Source organism: Phocaeicola sp. GP0067, assembly GCF_031119655.1.
Classification (GTDB): domain Bacteria; phylum Bacteroidota; class Bacteroidia; order Bacteroidales; family Bacteroidaceae; genus Phocaeicola; species Phocaeicola vulgatus.
The window spans coordinates 56,060-74,040 of sequence record NZ_JAVHZY010000011.1; the positions used below are offsets into that span (position 1 = coordinate 56,060).

Consider the following 17,981-nt stretch of genomic DNA (forward strand, 5'->3'; position numbering starts at 1 on the left):
GCGACTTATTTCGTTTGGAGAAATCAAAACATCCTGCTGACGCGCTCAATGCCGGCAGCCAGCATATCTATCTCCTCCTTGGTATTATACAAACCGAAAGAAGCACGCACGGTTCCCTCAATCCCCATACGAATCATCAAAGGCTGAGCACAATGATGCCCGGTACGTACGGCAATGCCCAGACGGTCAAGCAACGTACCCATATCCAAATGATGAATATTTCCTACCAAGAAAGAAATGACACTGCTCTTATGCTCAGCCTCTCCGAAGATACGCATTCCGTTTATTTCTTTCAGACGCTGCATGGCATATAGGGTCAGTTCATGCTCATGGGCGGCAATGTTCTCCATACCAATGGCAGATACATAATCCAACGCTTTTGCCAAGGCGGTAGTGCCGATATAATCGGGAGTTCCCGCTTCAAACTTAAACGGCAATTCATTAAAAGTCGTTTTCTCGAAGCTGACACTTTGTATCATCTCGCCTCCCCCCTGGTAAGGTGGAAGCTTATCCAGCCACTCTTCCTTTCCATAAAGCACCCCCACACCGGTAGGACCATATATCTTATGTCCGCTGAAAGCAAAAAAGTCGGCATCCAAATCCTGAACATCCACTTTCATGTGAGGAACACTCTGCGCCCCGTCAATCAAAACGGGAACACCGTGTGCATGGGCAGTCGCAATCATCTCTTTCGCCGGATTGACAGTGCCCAACACATTACTTACATGAGCGAAACTCACCAGCTTGGTCCGTTCCGAAAAGAGTTTCTCATATTCATCCAACAACAGTTCTCCCCTGTCATTCATGGGAATCACTTTCAGCACGATTCCTTTACGCGCAGCCTGTAACTGCCAAGGTACAATATTGCTGTGATGCTCCATGACAGAAACAATCACTTCATCGCCTTCCTTCATCTGACTGTCGGCAAAAGAAGAAGCCAACAGGTTGATACTCTCCGTCGTGCCCCGTGTAAACACGATTTCATTGCTACTGCGTGCATTGATAAAACGACGTACAGTCTCACGAGAAGCTTCATGCAACTCGGTAGCCTGCTGAGACAGGAAATGCACACCACGATGCACATTGGCATTGACCGAATAATATTCATCGGTTATGGCTTCAACCACTTGGCGCGGTTTCTGAGTGGTAGCCCCATTATCCAAATAAATAAGCGGCTTTCCATACACCTCCCGATCTAATATCGGAAAATCTTCTCTTATTTTTTGTATATCGTACATGGCGTCTTATTTACATATCGCACATCCCTGACATTTATTCAATTCACCACGGAAACGTTTTTCCACCAACAGATGCAAACGGTCTTTCAATGCATCCAGGCGGATCGTATCTATTACTTCATTGACAAAAGCAAACATAAGCAATAAACGTGCTTCCTTCAGACTGATACCACGTTGCTGCATATAGAACAACGCATTTTCATCCAGCTGACCGACAGTAGCTCCGTGAGAGCACTTTACGTCATCCGCATAAATTTCCAGTTGCGGCTGAGTGTACATATGGGCATCACGAGTAGCACAGAGGTTGCGGTTGGTTTGTTGGGAATTAGTATGTTGTGCTCCTTCACGTACCAATACTTTTCCGGCAAACGCACCTGTCGCCTGATCATCCAATACATATTTAAACAGCTCATTACTAGTGCAATCAGCAACCTTGTGGTCAATGAAAGTATGATTGTCCACCTGTTCATTCTTATCGGCAATGACCATACCACACAAATTGATCTCAGCTCCACGTCCGGCCAAAGTTACTTCAGTTGTATTACGCGTAGTACCGTTATGCAAAGTCATACCATTCAAAAGCACATTACTGTCTGCCTCCTGGTTCACATAGAGGTTACTGAAACGCACTGTGCTGGTATGGGTTTCTTCCAGTTCATAAAGATCGAAAGTAGCATTTTCTTTTGCAAAGACCTCAATAACCTGAGTAGAAAGGAAATTTACATTATCCATGGCATGATCACAAATCAACAGACGAGCCTGCGCACCTTCTTCCAGCACAACCAGCACACGGCGGTTCACCATAAAATTAACATCAGCACGCAATATGTTCACCAGTTGAATGGGTTTGTCCACCACCACGCCTTTCGGCACATACAGCATAAAGCCATCCTGGGCAAAAGTAGTATTGAAGGCGGTCACACCATCCTTGGAAGTATCTGCCAACTTGCCATAATACTGCTTGACCAAAGCCGGATATTGTTCAGACAGCTCTTTCAAACTGCCAAGCAACACTCCTTCCGGCAATTGTGCCTTCGGCAAAGCCTTACGATAAAAAGCATCGTTTACTACAAAATAAAGAGCGGTACTCATATTAGGTACATCGCACTTGAACACTTCATACGGATTCACCGGAATGTCAAGTCTGTTCAAATTCAAACCATAATCCGGCTCGAACAACTTGCTCACATCCGTATATTTATACTTCTCCTGTTTGCGGGTAGGGAAACCTAATTTTTCGAAATCTGCGAAAGCTTGCGCACGGGGAGCGTTCAGCACCTCGGCACTATGCCGGCAAATCATCGCCTCACATTGAGAAAAGAGATCAATATATTGTTGTTCTGCTCTCATAATCACTTTCTTCTTTAGGCATCAAATTATTATTCTCCCAACTCGGCTTTTATCCAGTCGTAACCACGCTCTTCCAGTTCCAAAGCCAATTCGGGACCCGCAGTCTTCACAATACGTCCTTTATACAATACATGTACAATATCGGGTTTGATATAATCCAGCAACCGTTGATAGTGCGTAATGACGATACAACTTGTTTCGGGAGTCTTCAGTTTGTTCACACCCTCGGCTACAATACGCAACGCATCAATATCAAGACCGGAATCCGTTTCATCCAAAATGCTCAACTTAGGTTCCAGCATAGCCATCTGGAAGATCTCATTGCGCTTCTTCTCACCACCGCTGAATCCCTCGTTTACCGAACGGTTTGCCAATTTATTATCCAATTCCACCACAGCCCGCTTCTCGCGCATCAGCTTCAAGAACTCACTGGCTGTCAATGCAGGGAGGCCTTTATATTTACGCTGCTCGTTTACCGCCGCACGCATAAAGTTCACCATACTGACTCCGGGAATCTCCACCGGATATTGGAAAGACAAAAACAGACCTTCATGACTGCGATCCTCAGGACTCAAAGCCAACAAATCTTTTCCTTCAAAAGTCACCGAACCTTTCGTTACCTCAAAAGCCGGATTGCCTACCAACACAGACGAAAGGGTACTCTTTCCGGAACCGTTGGGTCCCATAATAGCATGAACTTCACCTTTCTTTATGCTTAGATTAATACCTTTCAATATTTCTTTGCCATTGACACTGGCATGTAAGTCTTTTATCTCTAACATAATTCTATTAAATTCTTAGTTCTTCATTTATCCTACACTTCCCTCTAGAGAAATAGCCAGCAGTTTCTGTGCCTCCACCGCAAACTCCATTGGAAGTTTATTCAGTACTTCTTTTGCATATCCATTGACAATCAACCCAATAGCGTCTTCCGTAGGAATACCGCGCTGATTGCAATAAAACAACTGGTCTTCGCTGATCTTGCTGGTTGTCGCCTCATGTTCCACCACAGCTGTCTCGTTATGAATATCCATATATGGGAATGTATGAGCACCACACTGGCTCCCCAGCAACAAAGAGTCACACTGACTGTAATTACGGGCATTGTCTGCTTTCTGAGCCACACGTACCAGACCACGATAAGAGTTCTGGCTCTTTCCGGCACTGATTCCTTTACTAACAATGGTACTACGGGTATTTCTGCCTAAATGAATCATTTTAGTCCCCGTATCAGCCTGCTGATAGTTATTCGTTACTGCCACCGAATAGAATTCAGCAGTAGAATTATCTCCACTCAGGATACAACTGGGATATTTCCAAGTAATGGCCGATCCGGTTTCCACCTGTGTCCAGCTTAATTTGCTATCCACTCCTTTGCAATGACCGCGTTTTGTCACAAAGTTATATACTCCTCCTTTGCCTTCGGCATCTCCCGGATACCAGTTCTGTACGGTAGAATATTTCACTTCCGCACGGTCGTGCACCACAATCTCCACTATGGCCGCATGTAATTGGTTCTCATCCCGCATAGGGGCCGTACATCCTTCCAGATAAGAAACATAACTATCATCATCCGCAACAATCAGTGTACGCTCAAACTGACCGGTATTGGCTGCATTGATACGGAAATAAGTGGAGAGTTCCATAGGACAACGCACTCCTTTCGGAATATATACAAACGATCCGTCACTGAATACTGCCGAGTTCAAGGCTGCAAAGAAATTATCCCGCGGCCCGACCACCGAACCCAGATATTTCTTCACCAAATCGGGATGCTCACGCACCGCTTCACTGAACGAACAAAAAATAATCCCTTTTTCCAACAAGGTTTCTTTAAATGTAGTCTTGACGGATACAGAGTCCATGACAGCATCTACTGCCATACCGCTCAACGCCATTTGCTCCTCCAAAGGAATACCTAATTTATTGAAAGTTTTAATCAACTCAGGATCTACCTCATCCATACTTTTCGGTCCTTCTTTTTTCTTTGTAGGGTCCGCATAATAGGATATAGCCTGATAATCTATTTCAGGGATAGTGAGGTGTGCCCATGCAGGCATCTCCATGGTCAACCAGTAGCGGTATGCTTTCAGGCGAAACTCCAGCAACCACTCCGGCTCGTTCTTCTTTGCAGAAATCAAGCGGATAACATCCTCATTCAATCCCCTTTCTATAATATCTGTGTGAACTTCTGTGGTGAAGCCATATTTGTACTTCTCCTGCGTCAGTTCTTTCACATATTTATTGGGTTCTTCTTGCATATCTATCTTATATTTCTATTAATTGTTCTGTTACATTCTTAAATACCGGAAAAAAGATACCGGACAAGTCCCTCATAGAATAATATAACACTGATTCCTTCTTTTTTGTTGCACTGATCATCTCATTGTTCGGATCTATATATTCTATCACATGAATAGCTAACCCTATCAGTATCATATACTTCAATGCTCCCAATCCGCTGCCTAACCAACGGTTCAGCCATCCCAGGTGCACAGCATCCAATGCTTTTGTCAACAAAGAGGCGACGAACGCAAAACCTAAAGGTACAGCTATCCAGATCAATATAAAAGCCAAGACCTGTGCTACAGTCGTCGAAGTACCTAGAACCGGCGCCAACCTTTCGGCAACAATGCCAAACAAGGCACGAGCCATCAGCAATCCGGCTATCAACCCTACAATAGACGCCATCTGCTTCACAAATCCTTTTATTAATCCCATAATGACACCCACACCAATCATAGCCAATATAATAATATCTATTGTCGCCATCTTTATCGTTATTACAAAAAGCAGTAATGCCATTCTGAACAAAGCGAAGAATCTGCCAGCCCACGCGCTGGGCGAGGTGCCAGATCCTTCGCTATGCTCAGGATGACATTACCATCTATATTCTCAGACTTCAGTGTATTACAAAGTCTGTTTAACCTCTACTTCTTCGTAAGCTTCAATAATATCACCGACCTTGATATCGTTACAGTTTGTCAGACTGATACCACATTCAAAGTTAGTACCTACTTCTTTCACATCATCCTTGAAACGCTTCAAAGCATTGATAGCACCGGTAAAGACTACAATACCATCACGAATCAAGCGTGCCTTATCAGAACGTTTCACCTTACCTGTCTTCACCATAGCACCGGCAACCAAACCGACCTTGGTAATATTGAAGACTTCACGCACTTCGATGGTTGCAGTAATCTGTTCCTTCAAAGTAGGTGCCAGCATACCTTCCATAGCAGCCTTCACTTCTTCAATCGCATCATAGATAACAGAATATTTGCGGATATCCACACCCTCCTGCTCAGCCAGTTTGCCGGCAGAACTTGAAGGACGAACCTGGAAACCTACAATAATAGCATCTGATGCAGCAGCCAAAGTCACATCCGACTCGGAAATCTGACCGACACCTTTGTGGATCACATTAACCTGTACCTGTTCTGTAGACAGTTTTATCAATGAGTCGCTCAACGCTTCGACAGAACCGTCCACGTCACCTTTAACAATCACATTCAGCTCATGGAAATCACCCAAAGCCAAACGACGGCCCACTTCATCCAATGTCAGCAGTTTCTGAGTACGCAAGCCCTGCTCACGCTGCAACTGTTCACGCTTGTTGGCAATGTCACGAGCCTCTTGTTCCGTATCAATCACATGGAAAGTATCACCTGCCGCAGGAGCACCGTTCAGTCCCAAAATCAATACCGGTTCGGAAGGACCGGCCTCCTTGATGCGCTGGTTACGTTCATTAAACATGGCTTTCACCTTACCATAACTAGTACCAGCCAAAACTATATCCCCCATTTTCAGCGTACCGTTTGCCACCAACATAGTAGCCACATAACCGCGTCCCTTGTCCAACGACGATTCAATGATAGAACCGGTTGCCTTGCGGTCGGGATTAGCCTTCAAATCCAACATTTCAGCTTCCAGCAATACTTTTTCCAACAAATCGTGTACACCTGTACCTTTCTTTGCCGAAATATCTTGCGACTGATACTTACCACCCCACTCTTCCACCAGGAAGTTCATGGCAGCCAGTTCTTCCTTAATCTTATCCGGATTGGCGTGCGGCTTATCCACCTTATTAATAGCAAATACGATAGGCACACCGGCAGCCATAGCATGATTAATCGCCTCTTTGGTCTGCGGCATCACATTATCATCGGCAGCTACAATAATAATAGCAATATCCGTCACTTTCGCACCACGGGCACGCATGGCGGTAAATGCCTCGTGACCCGGAGTATCCAAGAATGTAATATGACGTCCGTCTTCCAATTTCACATTGTAAGCACCGATATGCTGGGTGATACCACCTGCCTCACCGGCAATTACATTTGCTTTACGAATATAGTCCAGTAATGAAGTCTTACCATGATCAACATGTCCCATTACTGTCACAATCGGAGCACGCGGCTGCAAATCTTCTTCGTTATCTTCCTCTTCTGTAATAGCCTGTGCTACCTCAGCACTTACATATTCTGTCTTGTATCCGAATTCTTCCGCTACCAGGTTGATTGTCTCGGCATCCAGACGCTGATTGATAGAGACCATGATACCGATACTCATACAAGTAGCGATAACCTGAGTAACAGGAATATCCATCATACTTGCCAATTCGTTCGCAGTAACGAACTCGGTCAGTTTCAATATTTTGCTATCTTCCTGTTCCATCTCCTCCTGTTCCATCAGGCGGTTCTGAACATTTTCACGTTTCTCCTTACGATACTTGGCAGCCTTGTTCTTAGTCTTGTTAGTCAGACGTGCCAATGTTTCCTTAACCTGCTTTGCCACATCTTCATCACTAACTTCCGCTTTTACAACAGGTTTCTTGAAACGGTCTTTATTAAATTTGCCTCCACCCTGATTGTTATTGCCATTAGGTTTGGAGTTATTGTTCCTATTCGGTCTGTTAGCGTTATCGTTACGTTGGTTATTATTAGATGCTCCTCCAGCATTTGTTGTACCGGCAGCATTTATATCCACACGTTCCTTATTTATTCTATTGCGTTTTTTCTTCTTTGCGGCATCATCGTTAACCGAGTTTTTAGAAATCTTATCGTCTCCCTTACGGATTTCTTTGATAATAGCATCCTTCATCAGTTTACGCTGTTCCTGACGCTGCTTATCTTTCTCTTCTCTCTCTTTCCGTTTTTCTTCCTTCGATTTCTTTTTCGGACGGGTAGACTGATTCAATGCAGCCAGATCAATCTGACCTACTACATTAATTTTCGATTTAAATTCAGTAGGACGAATTTTAAATACATCGTCTTCTTCTTTTTCCTGAACGGGTGCTGCTTCGGGTGTTTCTTTTTCCATCTCTTTCACCTGGGGTGTCTTTTCTTCCGTCTTTTCAATTTTAGGCTCTTTCTTCTCTTCCAGAACTGGAGCAGGAGCAGGTTGAGGAGCAGGTTCCGGTTTCTTTTCCTCTACCACCACAGGCTTCGGCGTTTCCTTCTCGGGTTGGGGAGTTTCCTTCCTCTCAACCACCTTTTCCACCACGGGTTCTGCTTTCGGAGTTTGTTCAATAACTTTCGCAACTGGTTCTACAACCTTTGGCGCAGTTTTCTTGTTCAAATTGTCCAGATCTATTTTACCCACTTGCTTCAGTTTGGGGCGTGCCTCTTCAGGAATAACAGTTTTCACCACCTCTTCTTTCTCTTTCTTAGATTCAAAACCTTCGATAGAGATAGAAGCTTTGTTGCGGTCCTTGTTCTGTCTTTCCTGACTAAATTTTTCAGACTCTATTTTTAAATTTTTATCTGTGCTGAACTCTTTCACAAGTACAGCATATTGTTCTTCGGTAATTTTCGCATTAGGACTAGCCTCAATGGTATAGCCCTTCTTCTGCAAGAATTCAACTACCGTCGTTATTCCTACATTTAAATCTCTTGTTACTTTGTTCAGTCTAATCGTCATACTCGTTTTTTAATTATTAACTACGAGCCGGGACTGAAGAGTTACTCTTCAAATTCAGCTCTTAAAACTCTCAACACGTCATCAACCGTGTTTTCTTCCAGGTCCGCTTTTTCTATCAACATCTCGCGCGGAGCATTCAATACAGCCTTGGCTGTATCCAATCCAATATTCTTGATGGCTGTGATAACCCACTCATCAATTTCATCCTTGAATTCATCAAGGTAGATATCCTCATCCATCGCGCTCTCATCCAATTCGCGGTACACATCAATCGTATATTCGGTAAGCATACTGGCGAGTTTGATATTCATTCCCCCCTTACCGATTGCCAAAGACACTTCTTCCGGTTTCAGATATACTTCTGCTTTTTTCTCCTCTTCGTGCAACACAATAGAAGAAATCTTAGCCGGACTCAACGCACGCTGAATGAACAACTGAATGTTAGAAGTATAGTTGATCACGTCGATATTTTCATTACGCAACTCGCGCACAATACCGTGGATACGTGATCCTTTTACACCTACGCAGGCACCTACCGGGTCTATACGGTCGTCATACGACTCAACTGCTATCTTAGCACGTTCTCCGGGAATGCGCGCAATCTTCTTGATAGTGATCAACCCGTCATTGATTTCGGGTACTTCCATTTCAAACAGGCGTTGCAAGAACACAGGTGAAGTACGGCTCAGAATAATCTTCGGATTATTATTTTTATTATCTACACGGGCCACTACGGCACGGGCAGTTTCGCCTTTACGGTAGAAGTCACTCGGAATCTGTTCAGTCTTGGGCAAAAGCAGTTCGTTGCCTTCATCATCCAGCAACAACATTTCTTTCTTCCATATCTGATAGACTTCCGCACTGATTACAGTACCCACCCTATCAATATATTTATTATACAAGCTATCTTTCTCCAGTTCTAAAATCTTCGATGCCAGTGTCTGACGCAAGTTCAGAATGGCACGGCGGCCAAACTTGGCAAAGATTACTTCATCGGTCACTTCCTCACCCACCTCATAAGACGCATCAATTTTCTGTGCCTCGGTCAATGAGATCTGCATATTGGGATTCGTCAAATCCTCATCTGCTACAACTTCACGGTTACGCCATATTTCAAAATCTCCCTTGTCAGGGTTCACAATAACGTCGTAATTTTCATCAGTGCCAAACATTTTCGCGATCACACTACGGAAAGACTCTTCGAGTACACTCACCATAGTTGTTCTATCAATATTCTTTAATTCCTTAAATTCCGAAAATGTATCAATCAAGCTGATTGTTTCTTCTTTTTTGGCCATAATTATTTAAAACTAATTAAGTATTTAGTGTATTTTATCTCATCATATGCAAAAGTAATATCCTCCTCTACCAGTTTGGGGCGTTTGGCTCCTTCCGGTTTCACTTTCTTTTCAATGGTTACGGTAAAGTTCTCTTCATTTGCATCCTTCAATACACCTTCCAGCTTCTTTCCCTCTTTAGTCAGGATTTCCACCTCCTTACCAATGTGTATCAAGTACTGTTGCAATACCTTGAAAGGTTGTCCTATACCGGCCGAACCCACTTCCAGTTCATAATCCTCTTCTTCACGGTCCAGTTTAGACTCAATATAGCGGCTAAGTTCTACACAATCGTCAATCCATACTCCCTCGGCATGGTCAATTTCTACCACAATTTTGTCATCCGGGCTCACCGTGACATCTACCAAAAAGTAATCTTTACCTTCCAGCCACTCGTCAACAATCCGGGTTACTACATTTTTATCTATCATTTATTCACTATTAAGAACAAAAAAAGGGCTTAATCAAGCCCCACCATTCATCCATTTCGGTGCAAAGATACAAATTATCTACCAGTGCTACAAAATATTCTATTAAAAAATTGTAGTTTTGCAGAAACTTATAACACTATGGATAAAAACAGTTTAAATACGAACAAGCAGTTCATGATAGGTAACGGTATGCTGGCTTTTGGAGTCTTTGCCGTTATTATCATTTTTTTGTATATGTCCTTCCGTTTCCAACGCAAGGCTGACAAAGTACAGACTTATGAAGGAGTCTACAACATAGAACTGACTAATAGTTTTGCCGGAGACAGTATAGCGGTATATCTAAATGACAGTCTGCTACTGGACCAAACCATGCCCGACGCCAACCTGAAAGTGGAGATAAAACGCTTTGCCGAAGATAATGTACTGATGGTCGTAGATAACAAAACAGACAAGACCACACCTTTCAACCTGAATCCGGAGGGTAGCCGGGTAGAGGTTAAAAAGAGTGGAGATGTGATTTATATCTTAGAAAGAGAAGCCGATTCCCTTTTGGAATAAAGGGAAACAGCGACAAAGCCGATCAATACGATAAAAACTCCTACCAAAGCCGGATACCGATAACCCAATCCGGCATCTATGGGTAGCCCACCGGCATAAGCACCAATGGCATTGCCCAAATTAAAAGCGACTTGCACACAGGCCGCTCCCATCATTTCTCCTCCGCGTGAATTCCGGAGTAACAATAATTGTTGTGGAGCCGAAACAGCAAATAATCCTGCCGTACATATACACATCAATATTACTGCCAACCAAGAAACAGAAGCCGCAAAGAAAATGGCGAACAAACCGGAAGCCATAATAACCTGTGTATATTTTACCACACGGGCAGCCCCATACTGATCAGAAAACTTTCCACCCATCAAGTTTCCTACAGTCATGCTAAGACCTGCCAACACCATAATGAAAGTCATACTGTTTTCACTGAAACCTGCCACGTGCGTCATCAAAGGAGTGACATAGCTATACCAACAAAAAATGCCTCCGTTTCCGAACATGGTCGTAATTATCAACAACCATGGAGCCAGATTCTTCAAAAAACGGAACTGCCCTTTCAAACCTGTATCTGGCAAAGCAGGCAGTGAAGGAACCCATTTCCAAATATAGAACAAAGTAATCAGTCCCCATACTCCATTAAAGAGAAAAGGAATACGCCAAGACATTATATTACTCATGAACGTACCCAAAGGTACACCAAAAAGATTGGCAATCGTCATACCCGACACCATCAATGCCACTGCCTGCGAACTTTTTCCTTTATCAGCCACTCTTTCCGCCACAATGGAACCAACCCCAAAGAAGGCGCCATGAGGCAATCCGGAAATAAAACGCATCATCAACATCATCCAATAATTCACTGAAGCGGCAGCACACAAATTACCACAAATATAAATAACCATCAAACCTAACAGAATATGTTTCAGCGGACGGGTACGAGCCACCAAAACCATCCCCGGTGCTCCTACGCACACACCTAGTGCATAAGCCGAAATAAAATGTCCTGCTTGCGGAATACTTATATGCAAGTCCTTCGCTACATCGGGCAAAATGCCCATCATTACAAACTCGGCAATGCCCAATCCCAATGTGCCGAACGCCAAAGCCGTCAAACTCTTCTTCATACCTGAATAAAAACAATCCATTAATTAAAAAACGTACAAAAATAATTGTTATGTTTTCAGATATAAGTGTTTTTAGCACACTTTTATAAGAAAAGGAATGATTACTTGCTTTATGTCAATTTATTGTTGCCACATGCAAAAGAGGTCAAACATTTTAGCTTCACGTTCAGAAGTTAAAAAGAACAAACAAACCTCTCTACAAAGCCATGCTTACTAATCAACATTCACACTAAACAAGCCTTTGCTTCCTGCTCCGCTAGCGACAGCATTTGAACTTTTCGTTATTATACACCTATCACTCAATTCATAACCGTGATCCGGCTGAGTGCTTTCACCCACCCGAACATCTACAATTTCTTGTGTCTTCATAATTATAAACATTTAGTATATTAAGATAATTCTTTGTCTAAATAACACAAAATAAATTCGTTTCTCGCTTGCAATATTTCTGCAAAACTGTTTTTTACTATATTCACGTTCGGTAAAGCGATCTTATCAAGATACTTATAATGAATATCATCTGCACAGGATATAATGTAACCATCATGAGTAACGACCAATTCATTAAGGAATGGAATGCTGAGTAAAGGATAACTAAACTCCAACACCTTATTCCCCCTCTGATATTTCATTTTATTGCCTCTGTATATATATTCCTCTATTTTTCCGGTTAATATATTTTCTTTCAGAAACAGTTCATACGCCATTGCTTTCGTCATACAAATCCTTATATCAATAGCATCCGGACTGTTATCATTATTCATAAAATCAAGACAGAGTGAAACAAAACCAAGCAAGGATTCACACGACAAACTTTTTAATGGTTTCATTTCAAATGGTGAATAATACATGATAGGAGCAAAATTAAATTTATCAACTCCTAATTTCCAATATGCAAGCAACATGGATAATAAATCAGCTCCATTATCATCAAAAATAGTAGAAGTAATGTTTATTTTATCTCGATGCTCCACATTTTCAATCAACTCATAAACCGTATTGTATCCATTCTCACCCCTTATCAAATCATTGTATTTTCCAGAGCCCTCAAGACTAATTTCAAGGTATGAGATGTTGGTTGCAAGAACTTCGTCATACCCCTGAATATCCATACTCATTCCATTTGAAACAACTCCATAAAATATTTTCCTATCTTCTTTATACTCTGCTAAAAGATTCAGGATATCAAAGATTCTATTATCCAAAAAAGATTCTTTACCCGAAAAATGAAAATGTTTCATACCCATTCCAATAGCTTCATCAAGAAAACTTCTCCATCTTGCCAAAGAAACCGGCTCTGATATGGGCCGGGCATCTCCAAAATAACAATGTCTACATTTCAGATTACATTTATTACTGACGAATGAATCTATAATCATAGGTTCATTCTGCCGCAGCTTGGCATCTATATGTTCCATAAAAGATGCCTTATCTATATATTTTTTCAGATTTCCAATCATCTGGCAACTTCGTAATACAATATATAAGTAGAATTCATTAACGGATTATCTTCTTCATAAGATATCGTATCTGTGATTTCGGACATATCAACGTCCAAAATCAACTGGGCCTTATCCATACCGACTTTATATTTATATATACTTGCCGATTTAAAACCTATATCTTCTTTACATTCCAAAGACATTTTCAGATGTTTCACCGTACCTGCCAAAAAATTAGGCAATGTAGTATAGTCGCAATCTGTAATATTCAACATATTAGGCCAGCACCATTCAATCATCAAATCAACAATACTACCGGGACTTTTTACTTTGCCATAAGAAACAACAACCTGCTTCAACAAAGAATCCTGTCCGTTATCAGCAATTCTTGCACATAATTTTTTCTGCTTCCCACCAACACGCTCGAACGCTTGTATGTTTATATCTTCAAAGTTAACAATGGTATCACCTGCCACCAGCAGTTGGAATGTACTGATTTTATGCGAAACAACACCTCTTATATTTAATCGGACAAAGGAATCTCTCTTGTTTCCCATACCTCTTTTTTCTATTGTATTCTTTATCTCTATTGAATCAATATCAATGTTATTCTGTATATATTCCCCCAATTCATTGTATAAATACTCTGTGGTCAAGAAAAAGCGTCCTTTGAATGGCACAATTTTCATCATTTCCTGCAATGAACGAATCATTGCATCTTGCTCGTTCAATTTAACATTCAATACTTCCACCCTTTGACTCATCGATTTGTACCGTTCCCTCAACATAGCAAAAATAATAGTCAGGCATACAAATACATATACTACCCACGCAGGAAACGAAAGCAAAATTGATTTAATATCAAGATCAGGCTGCGTAAATAGTTGCAAAGCCTGTATAACCCCACCCAGTGTTGCAAAGCCGCCAAATGTCTTTATACCTAAGTTGTACAAGTATAATCTATTTTCCATATTGTGGTTTGTCTGTTTCTAGTTGCTTTAACTCATTATTCAAAATGTCTATTTCTCTCTGTATATCGTTCCATTCCAAACGCCCAGTTGTCATCTTCTGCTTTAACTTCAAATCCCTGATTTTTTTCTTTATCTCTTCTATTTTATTCATGGTATATACAATTTATTGATTACAAATTCAATGAACAGACTCTAAGCGGGAAAGAAACAAACTATTCTTCAGAGTCATTTCCTTTAAAAAAAGCGGGGAAAGAAACGCCCGTTGCCGGATACGTATGCTTTCCCCGCTTGAAAGAATTTATAATTTCTACTTTGGGTAGAAGTTGCTTCTCACGAAGGAGAAGCGGACTTTTACTTTATAGTATGATTATTTTTTAATCATCTAAATTCAGATTAGAGGTTAGATTTTACAGTTACAGGAATTGTACCAACCGCAACACCCCAAGTGTATGTAACCGTAACTTTCACATTGATAGTCTTGTTGGCTGTCAAAGCTACACCATCATTCTGCCATGTAAATTCACCCGTTGTAGCATTTACACTAGCTCCCTTAGCAGCATCCTCTTCCGATACTTCGAACTTAGCTGCCTGAGCATTATAGTAACCGGCAATAGTAGCATCCATCGTACCGTTTTCAATTACTTTTTCACCAGCAATGCTTACCAAGTTGATTGCAGAATTCAACTGCAATTTATCGGCAGGATTCTTCTTGTCTGTAGTTTCAAACTTGGCATCTTTCTTCAAAGTGATATTCTTCAACGGGTCAGCAAACTTAACCTGGATCTTAGTACCATTGTCAATCTTCTGGCCATTAATCAGAACAAATACCATTACATCAACCGGATCGATCTTAGAAATGTTGATACGGTTACCTTCTTTATCATTGCAAGATCCTGTATAGGTCAGGATATTGTTAGTCAAATCAAAATCTGTACGAGTTTCACCAGCTACTGTTTCAAATACCAAATCAAGGTCTTTATTCTTATATCCGCGACGTAAGTCACCAGACATGATATAATTAGAACCTACAAGTTTACCGGCATTAATCATATAACCGTCTTTCCAGTAATCATTGTCTTTAACCAAAGTTACTTCAGGATATACTACCTTAACCTCATAAACAACTTCTGCACCTGTATTACCAATTTTAAATACTACTTTGTACTTGCCAAGCTGATCCTTAGTCAAGATATTCTTAACGTTTACATACAAGAAGCTTTCATTGTTTTCATATGCTGTGCCAGCAGAAATAACACCATTACTACTGCTTGTTTGTACATATTCACTTCTTTCTGCATCCCAAATATAATATTCACGAGTATATCCTGCACTCCAGAATGTTTGAGAAGACATGCCCAATGTATTATATACATCATTCATATCAAACTTGAATCTATAATCTTTTGATTCAAGAGTTAATTCATGAGTTTCAGATTTGGTATAAGTCTTAGTAGTAGCAATCTTCTCAACTGACGATACAGTTAATTCTTTTTCAGCCAATTTATATCCGTCTTTCTTATCATATACAGATACGATGAAAGTACATTCATGACCTACAGAAGAAATTTGTCCATTAGTCTTAATAACGCCATTTTCTACAGTGAAATAATTGCCTTTGTCTTCACCAGCTTTCTTAGCTACTTCGTAGTAAGGAGCAAAACCATATTTTCTCAAGTCACTATATGACGAAGTAGTCATATAATAATCACCAACAGTTCGTCCAACAGTTAAAGTATCAGCAACATTCAATTCACCTGTATATAAGAGGTTTATATCAAGAGAAGGGAACTGGAAATACCCAATCTCTCCATTATCATCCTTACGAGCTTCGAATACTGTCAAGTCTTCGCGATTAATTGTATTAGATGTAAGCAAATGGTAAGTAGAAATTGCGCTCTGTGCATCATTCTGAACCTGTAAAGCCACGGCATATTTCTTATTCTTCAAAGAGAATGCTTCACCAGCTTTAGCTTTTACAGTCAAAACACCATCAGCAAACGATTTGTCAGCAACATCTAAGATAGAACCTGCAGCTCTTGACTGTACTTCATTTACCAAGAAACCAATATTTGCTTTTGCCAAATCAATACTTGCAGGAGAAACACGATAGTTGAAAACAATATCGTTAGTCAATGAAACATTATTATCCCACAAATGGTTCTTATCGTTAAGATCGTCACCAACAGAAATATTGATAGCAACTACTTTAGTCTGCATATCACTATATGTCGGCATAAACACCACGTTCAAAGCAGCTGCAGCGGCAGTAGCAGGAAGAACGATTGACTCATATTCCCCGGTAGTCTGGTTATACACATGCAATTCATAGTTATCACCATTCTTCACCACGTAGGTACTGGTTCCGGCAGCAGAGATGCCTGTATCTTCCACTTCTTTTGTTTCGGTGTTATAAGCAAACCAGTTACCGTTTTCACCGATATAAGGAGATACACCAGCAACACCAGCTTCGCCAGCTTGACCAACAGCCTGATACTCGGTCTTTACATCATTCTTATACCAGAAACCGTCAGTACCAATCTCCCATTTCACAGCATCAGCACCAGCAGCACCATCTTTACCATTCGTAATGGTATAAGAAGTGTTATCCGAAAAAGTTACGGTAAAACCACCAGTAGTTGGAGCCAAACTTGTAATCCATTTGCCTTCATTTACTTTTGCCTGTAAAGCACTCAGATCTCCTTTAAGAGTCGACAACTCTTTATTGATGTTGTCAATGTCATCATCATAGTCTTTACAAGACACAAATGTTCCCGTTGACGAAACCATCAAGGCTCCGAACAGGATTGCACTTAAAAACTTTTTGTTCATAATAGAAAAACTTTAAATTTATAAATTTAAAAAACTAAAATTGATTATACATATTAATCTCATTATTAATATCTTAGTTCGTTTATTACCTGTAGTTCCCGTTTCCTCCTTTCCCGTGACTGATAAGACAAAGGTGACACACCCGCAACCTTACTGAAAGCTGAATAGAAAGCGCTTTTAGAAGCGAAACCGCAACTACGAGGCAAGTCATTCAATGCACAACGACCGAAACTAAGAAGCTCCTTGGCATATTCCACACGATAGCCGTTCACAAGCTCCTTCAAGTTACAGCCAAAGTATTTGTTTACTACATTACTCAGGTAGGTCTGGTTTGTTTCAAGCAAATCGCTCAGTTTTTTCAGCGAAAGCGAAGTGTCAAGGAATATCTGACGTATCTCAAGCTGGTACAATATAGCTTTATATATACGACAGTCCACTTTACGAATATTCGCTTCCTTGCCGACAAACTCCTCCTCCCAATGCCGCTGGGCGGCCTTGAAAAGCAAGTTCTTCTGCCGCTCGGAAACGGCGCTACTTCGTTTACGTCTTAGAAATAGATATTCCATCTGCTCTATGTTAATTTCATTCATTCTCATCGCTTCAAAGACATACTTTATCATATAATAAAGGAACTTAAAAACGACATTTTCTATAGATCTCTTACCAAGAGATCTATAGAAAGTAACTAATGAACAATATATCAACATATTATATCCTATTTCAAATAGGATAAAGGAGTATAAAAATGGACTTGGAAGCTTATTTTTTATATAAATTCCTAT

At 41.0% G+C, this 17,981-nt stretch carries 15 protein-coding genes; 1 reads left to right on the forward strand and 14 read right to left on the reverse strand.

The window, feature by feature from the left end; genetic code table 11:
• Positions 1-23: 23 nt before the first annotated feature.
• The 8 genes from RE317_RS10485 to rimP all read right to left on the reverse strand — a co-directional run bounded on the left by RE317_RS10485 (position 24) and on the right by rimP (position 10,278).
• Positions 24-1,238, reverse strand: coding sequence for an aminotransferase class V-fold PLP-dependent enzyme (locus RE317_RS10485; RefSeq protein WP_005838864.1), 1,215 nt, complete (start codon positions 1,236-1,238; stop codon positions 24-26).
• A 6-nt stretch (positions 1,239-1,244) separates the two neighbouring features.
• The gene (sufD, locus tag RE317_RS10490; protein WP_005838862.1) at positions 1,245-2,588 is read right to left on the reverse strand and encodes a Fe-S cluster assembly protein SufD; all 1,344 of its coding nucleotides are present in this window, start codon (positions 2,586-2,588) and stop codon (positions 1,245-1,247) included.
• 29 nt (positions 2,589-2,617) lie between these two features.
• Positions 2,618-3,370 carry a Fe-S cluster assembly ATPase SufC gene (gene sufC, locus RE317_RS10495; RefSeq protein WP_005838860.1) on the reverse strand — a complete coding sequence of 251 codons (753 nt, stop codon included), beginning with the start codon at positions 3,368-3,370 and terminating at the stop codon, positions 2,618-2,620.
• 27 nt (positions 3,371-3,397) lie between these two features.
• The gene (sufB, locus tag RE317_RS10500) at positions 3,398-4,849 is read right to left on the reverse strand and encodes a Fe-S cluster assembly protein SufB (RefSeq protein WP_005838858.1); all 1,452 of its coding nucleotides are present in this window, start codon (positions 4,847-4,849) and stop codon (positions 3,398-3,400) included.
• A 7-nt stretch (positions 4,850-4,856) separates the two neighbouring features.
• A complete protein-coding gene (locus RE317_RS10505) occupies positions 4,857-5,360 on the reverse strand; it encodes a CvpA family protein (RefSeq protein WP_005849667.1) in 504 nt (167 codons plus the stop codon).
• A gap of 138 nt (positions 5,361-5,498) precedes the next feature.
• Positions 5,499-8,510 carry a translation initiation factor IF-2 gene (gene infB / locus RE317_RS10510; RefSeq protein WP_005838853.1) on the reverse strand — a complete coding sequence of 1,004 codons (3,012 nt, stop codon included), beginning with the start codon at positions 8,508-8,510 and terminating at the stop codon, positions 5,499-5,501.
• Positions 8,511-8,551: 41 nt separating this feature from the next.
• Positions 8,552-9,808, reverse strand: a complete 1,257-nt coding sequence (gene nusA / locus RE317_RS10515) for a transcription termination factor NusA (protein ID WP_005838852.1) — start codon at positions 9,806-9,808, stop codon at positions 8,552-8,554.
• Positions 9,809-9,810: 2 nt separating this feature from the next.
• Positions 9,811-10,278, reverse strand: coding sequence for a ribosome assembly cofactor RimP (gene rimP / locus RE317_RS10520; protein ID WP_005838850.1), 468 nt, complete (start codon positions 10,276-10,278; stop codon positions 9,811-9,813).
• Between the two features lie 138 nt (positions 10,279-10,416).
• On the opposite strand from rimP, the gene RE317_RS10525 reads away from it, so the two are divergent.
• Complete coding sequence (locus RE317_RS10525; protein ID WP_005838848.1) at positions 10,417-10,836, forward strand: hypothetical protein; 420 nt, start codon at positions 10,417-10,419, stop codon at positions 10,834-10,836.
• Here RE317_RS10525 and araJ read toward each other — a convergent pair.
• The 6 genes from araJ to RE317_RS10555 all read right to left on the reverse strand — a co-directional run bounded on the left by araJ (position 10,797) and on the right by RE317_RS10555 (position 17,765).
• Positions 10,797-11,957: an MFS transporter AraJ gene (gene araJ, locus RE317_RS10530; RefSeq protein WP_032939421.1), complete on the reverse strand. Its 1,161-nt coding sequence runs from the start codon at positions 11,955-11,957 to the stop codon at positions 10,797-10,799. The two genes, RE317_RS10525 and araJ, sit on opposite strands and share 40 nt — an antisense overlap.
• 389 nt (positions 11,958-12,346) lie before the next feature.
• Positions 12,347-13,417: a radical SAM protein gene (locus RE317_RS10535; RefSeq protein WP_008668531.1), complete on the reverse strand. Its 1,071-nt coding sequence runs from the start codon at positions 13,415-13,417 to the stop codon at positions 12,347-12,349.
• A complete protein-coding gene (locus tag RE317_RS10540) occupies positions 13,414-14,370 on the reverse strand; it encodes a hypothetical protein (RefSeq protein WP_005838840.1) in 957 nt (318 codons plus the stop codon). Before RE317_RS10540 ends, RE317_RS10535 begins: the two co-directional genes overlap by 4 nt.
• A complete protein-coding gene (locus RE317_RS10545; protein ID WP_005849674.1) occupies positions 14,360-14,521 on the reverse strand; it encodes a hypothetical protein in 162 nt (53 codons plus the stop codon). Before RE317_RS10545 ends, RE317_RS10540 begins: the two co-directional genes overlap by 11 nt.
• A gap of 242 nt (positions 14,522-14,763) precedes the next feature.
• Positions 14,764-17,199, reverse strand: a complete 2,436-nt coding sequence (locus RE317_RS10550; protein ID WP_008668533.1) for a PL29 family lyase N-terminal domain-containing protein — start codon at positions 17,197-17,199, stop codon at positions 14,764-14,766.
• Positions 17,200-17,264: 65 nt separating this feature from the next.
• The gene (locus tag RE317_RS10555) at positions 17,265-17,765 is read right to left on the reverse strand and encodes an AraC family transcriptional regulator (protein WP_032934128.1); all 501 of its coding nucleotides are present in this window, start codon (positions 17,763-17,765) and stop codon (positions 17,265-17,267) included.
• Positions 17,766-17,981: the final 216 nt, after the last annotated feature.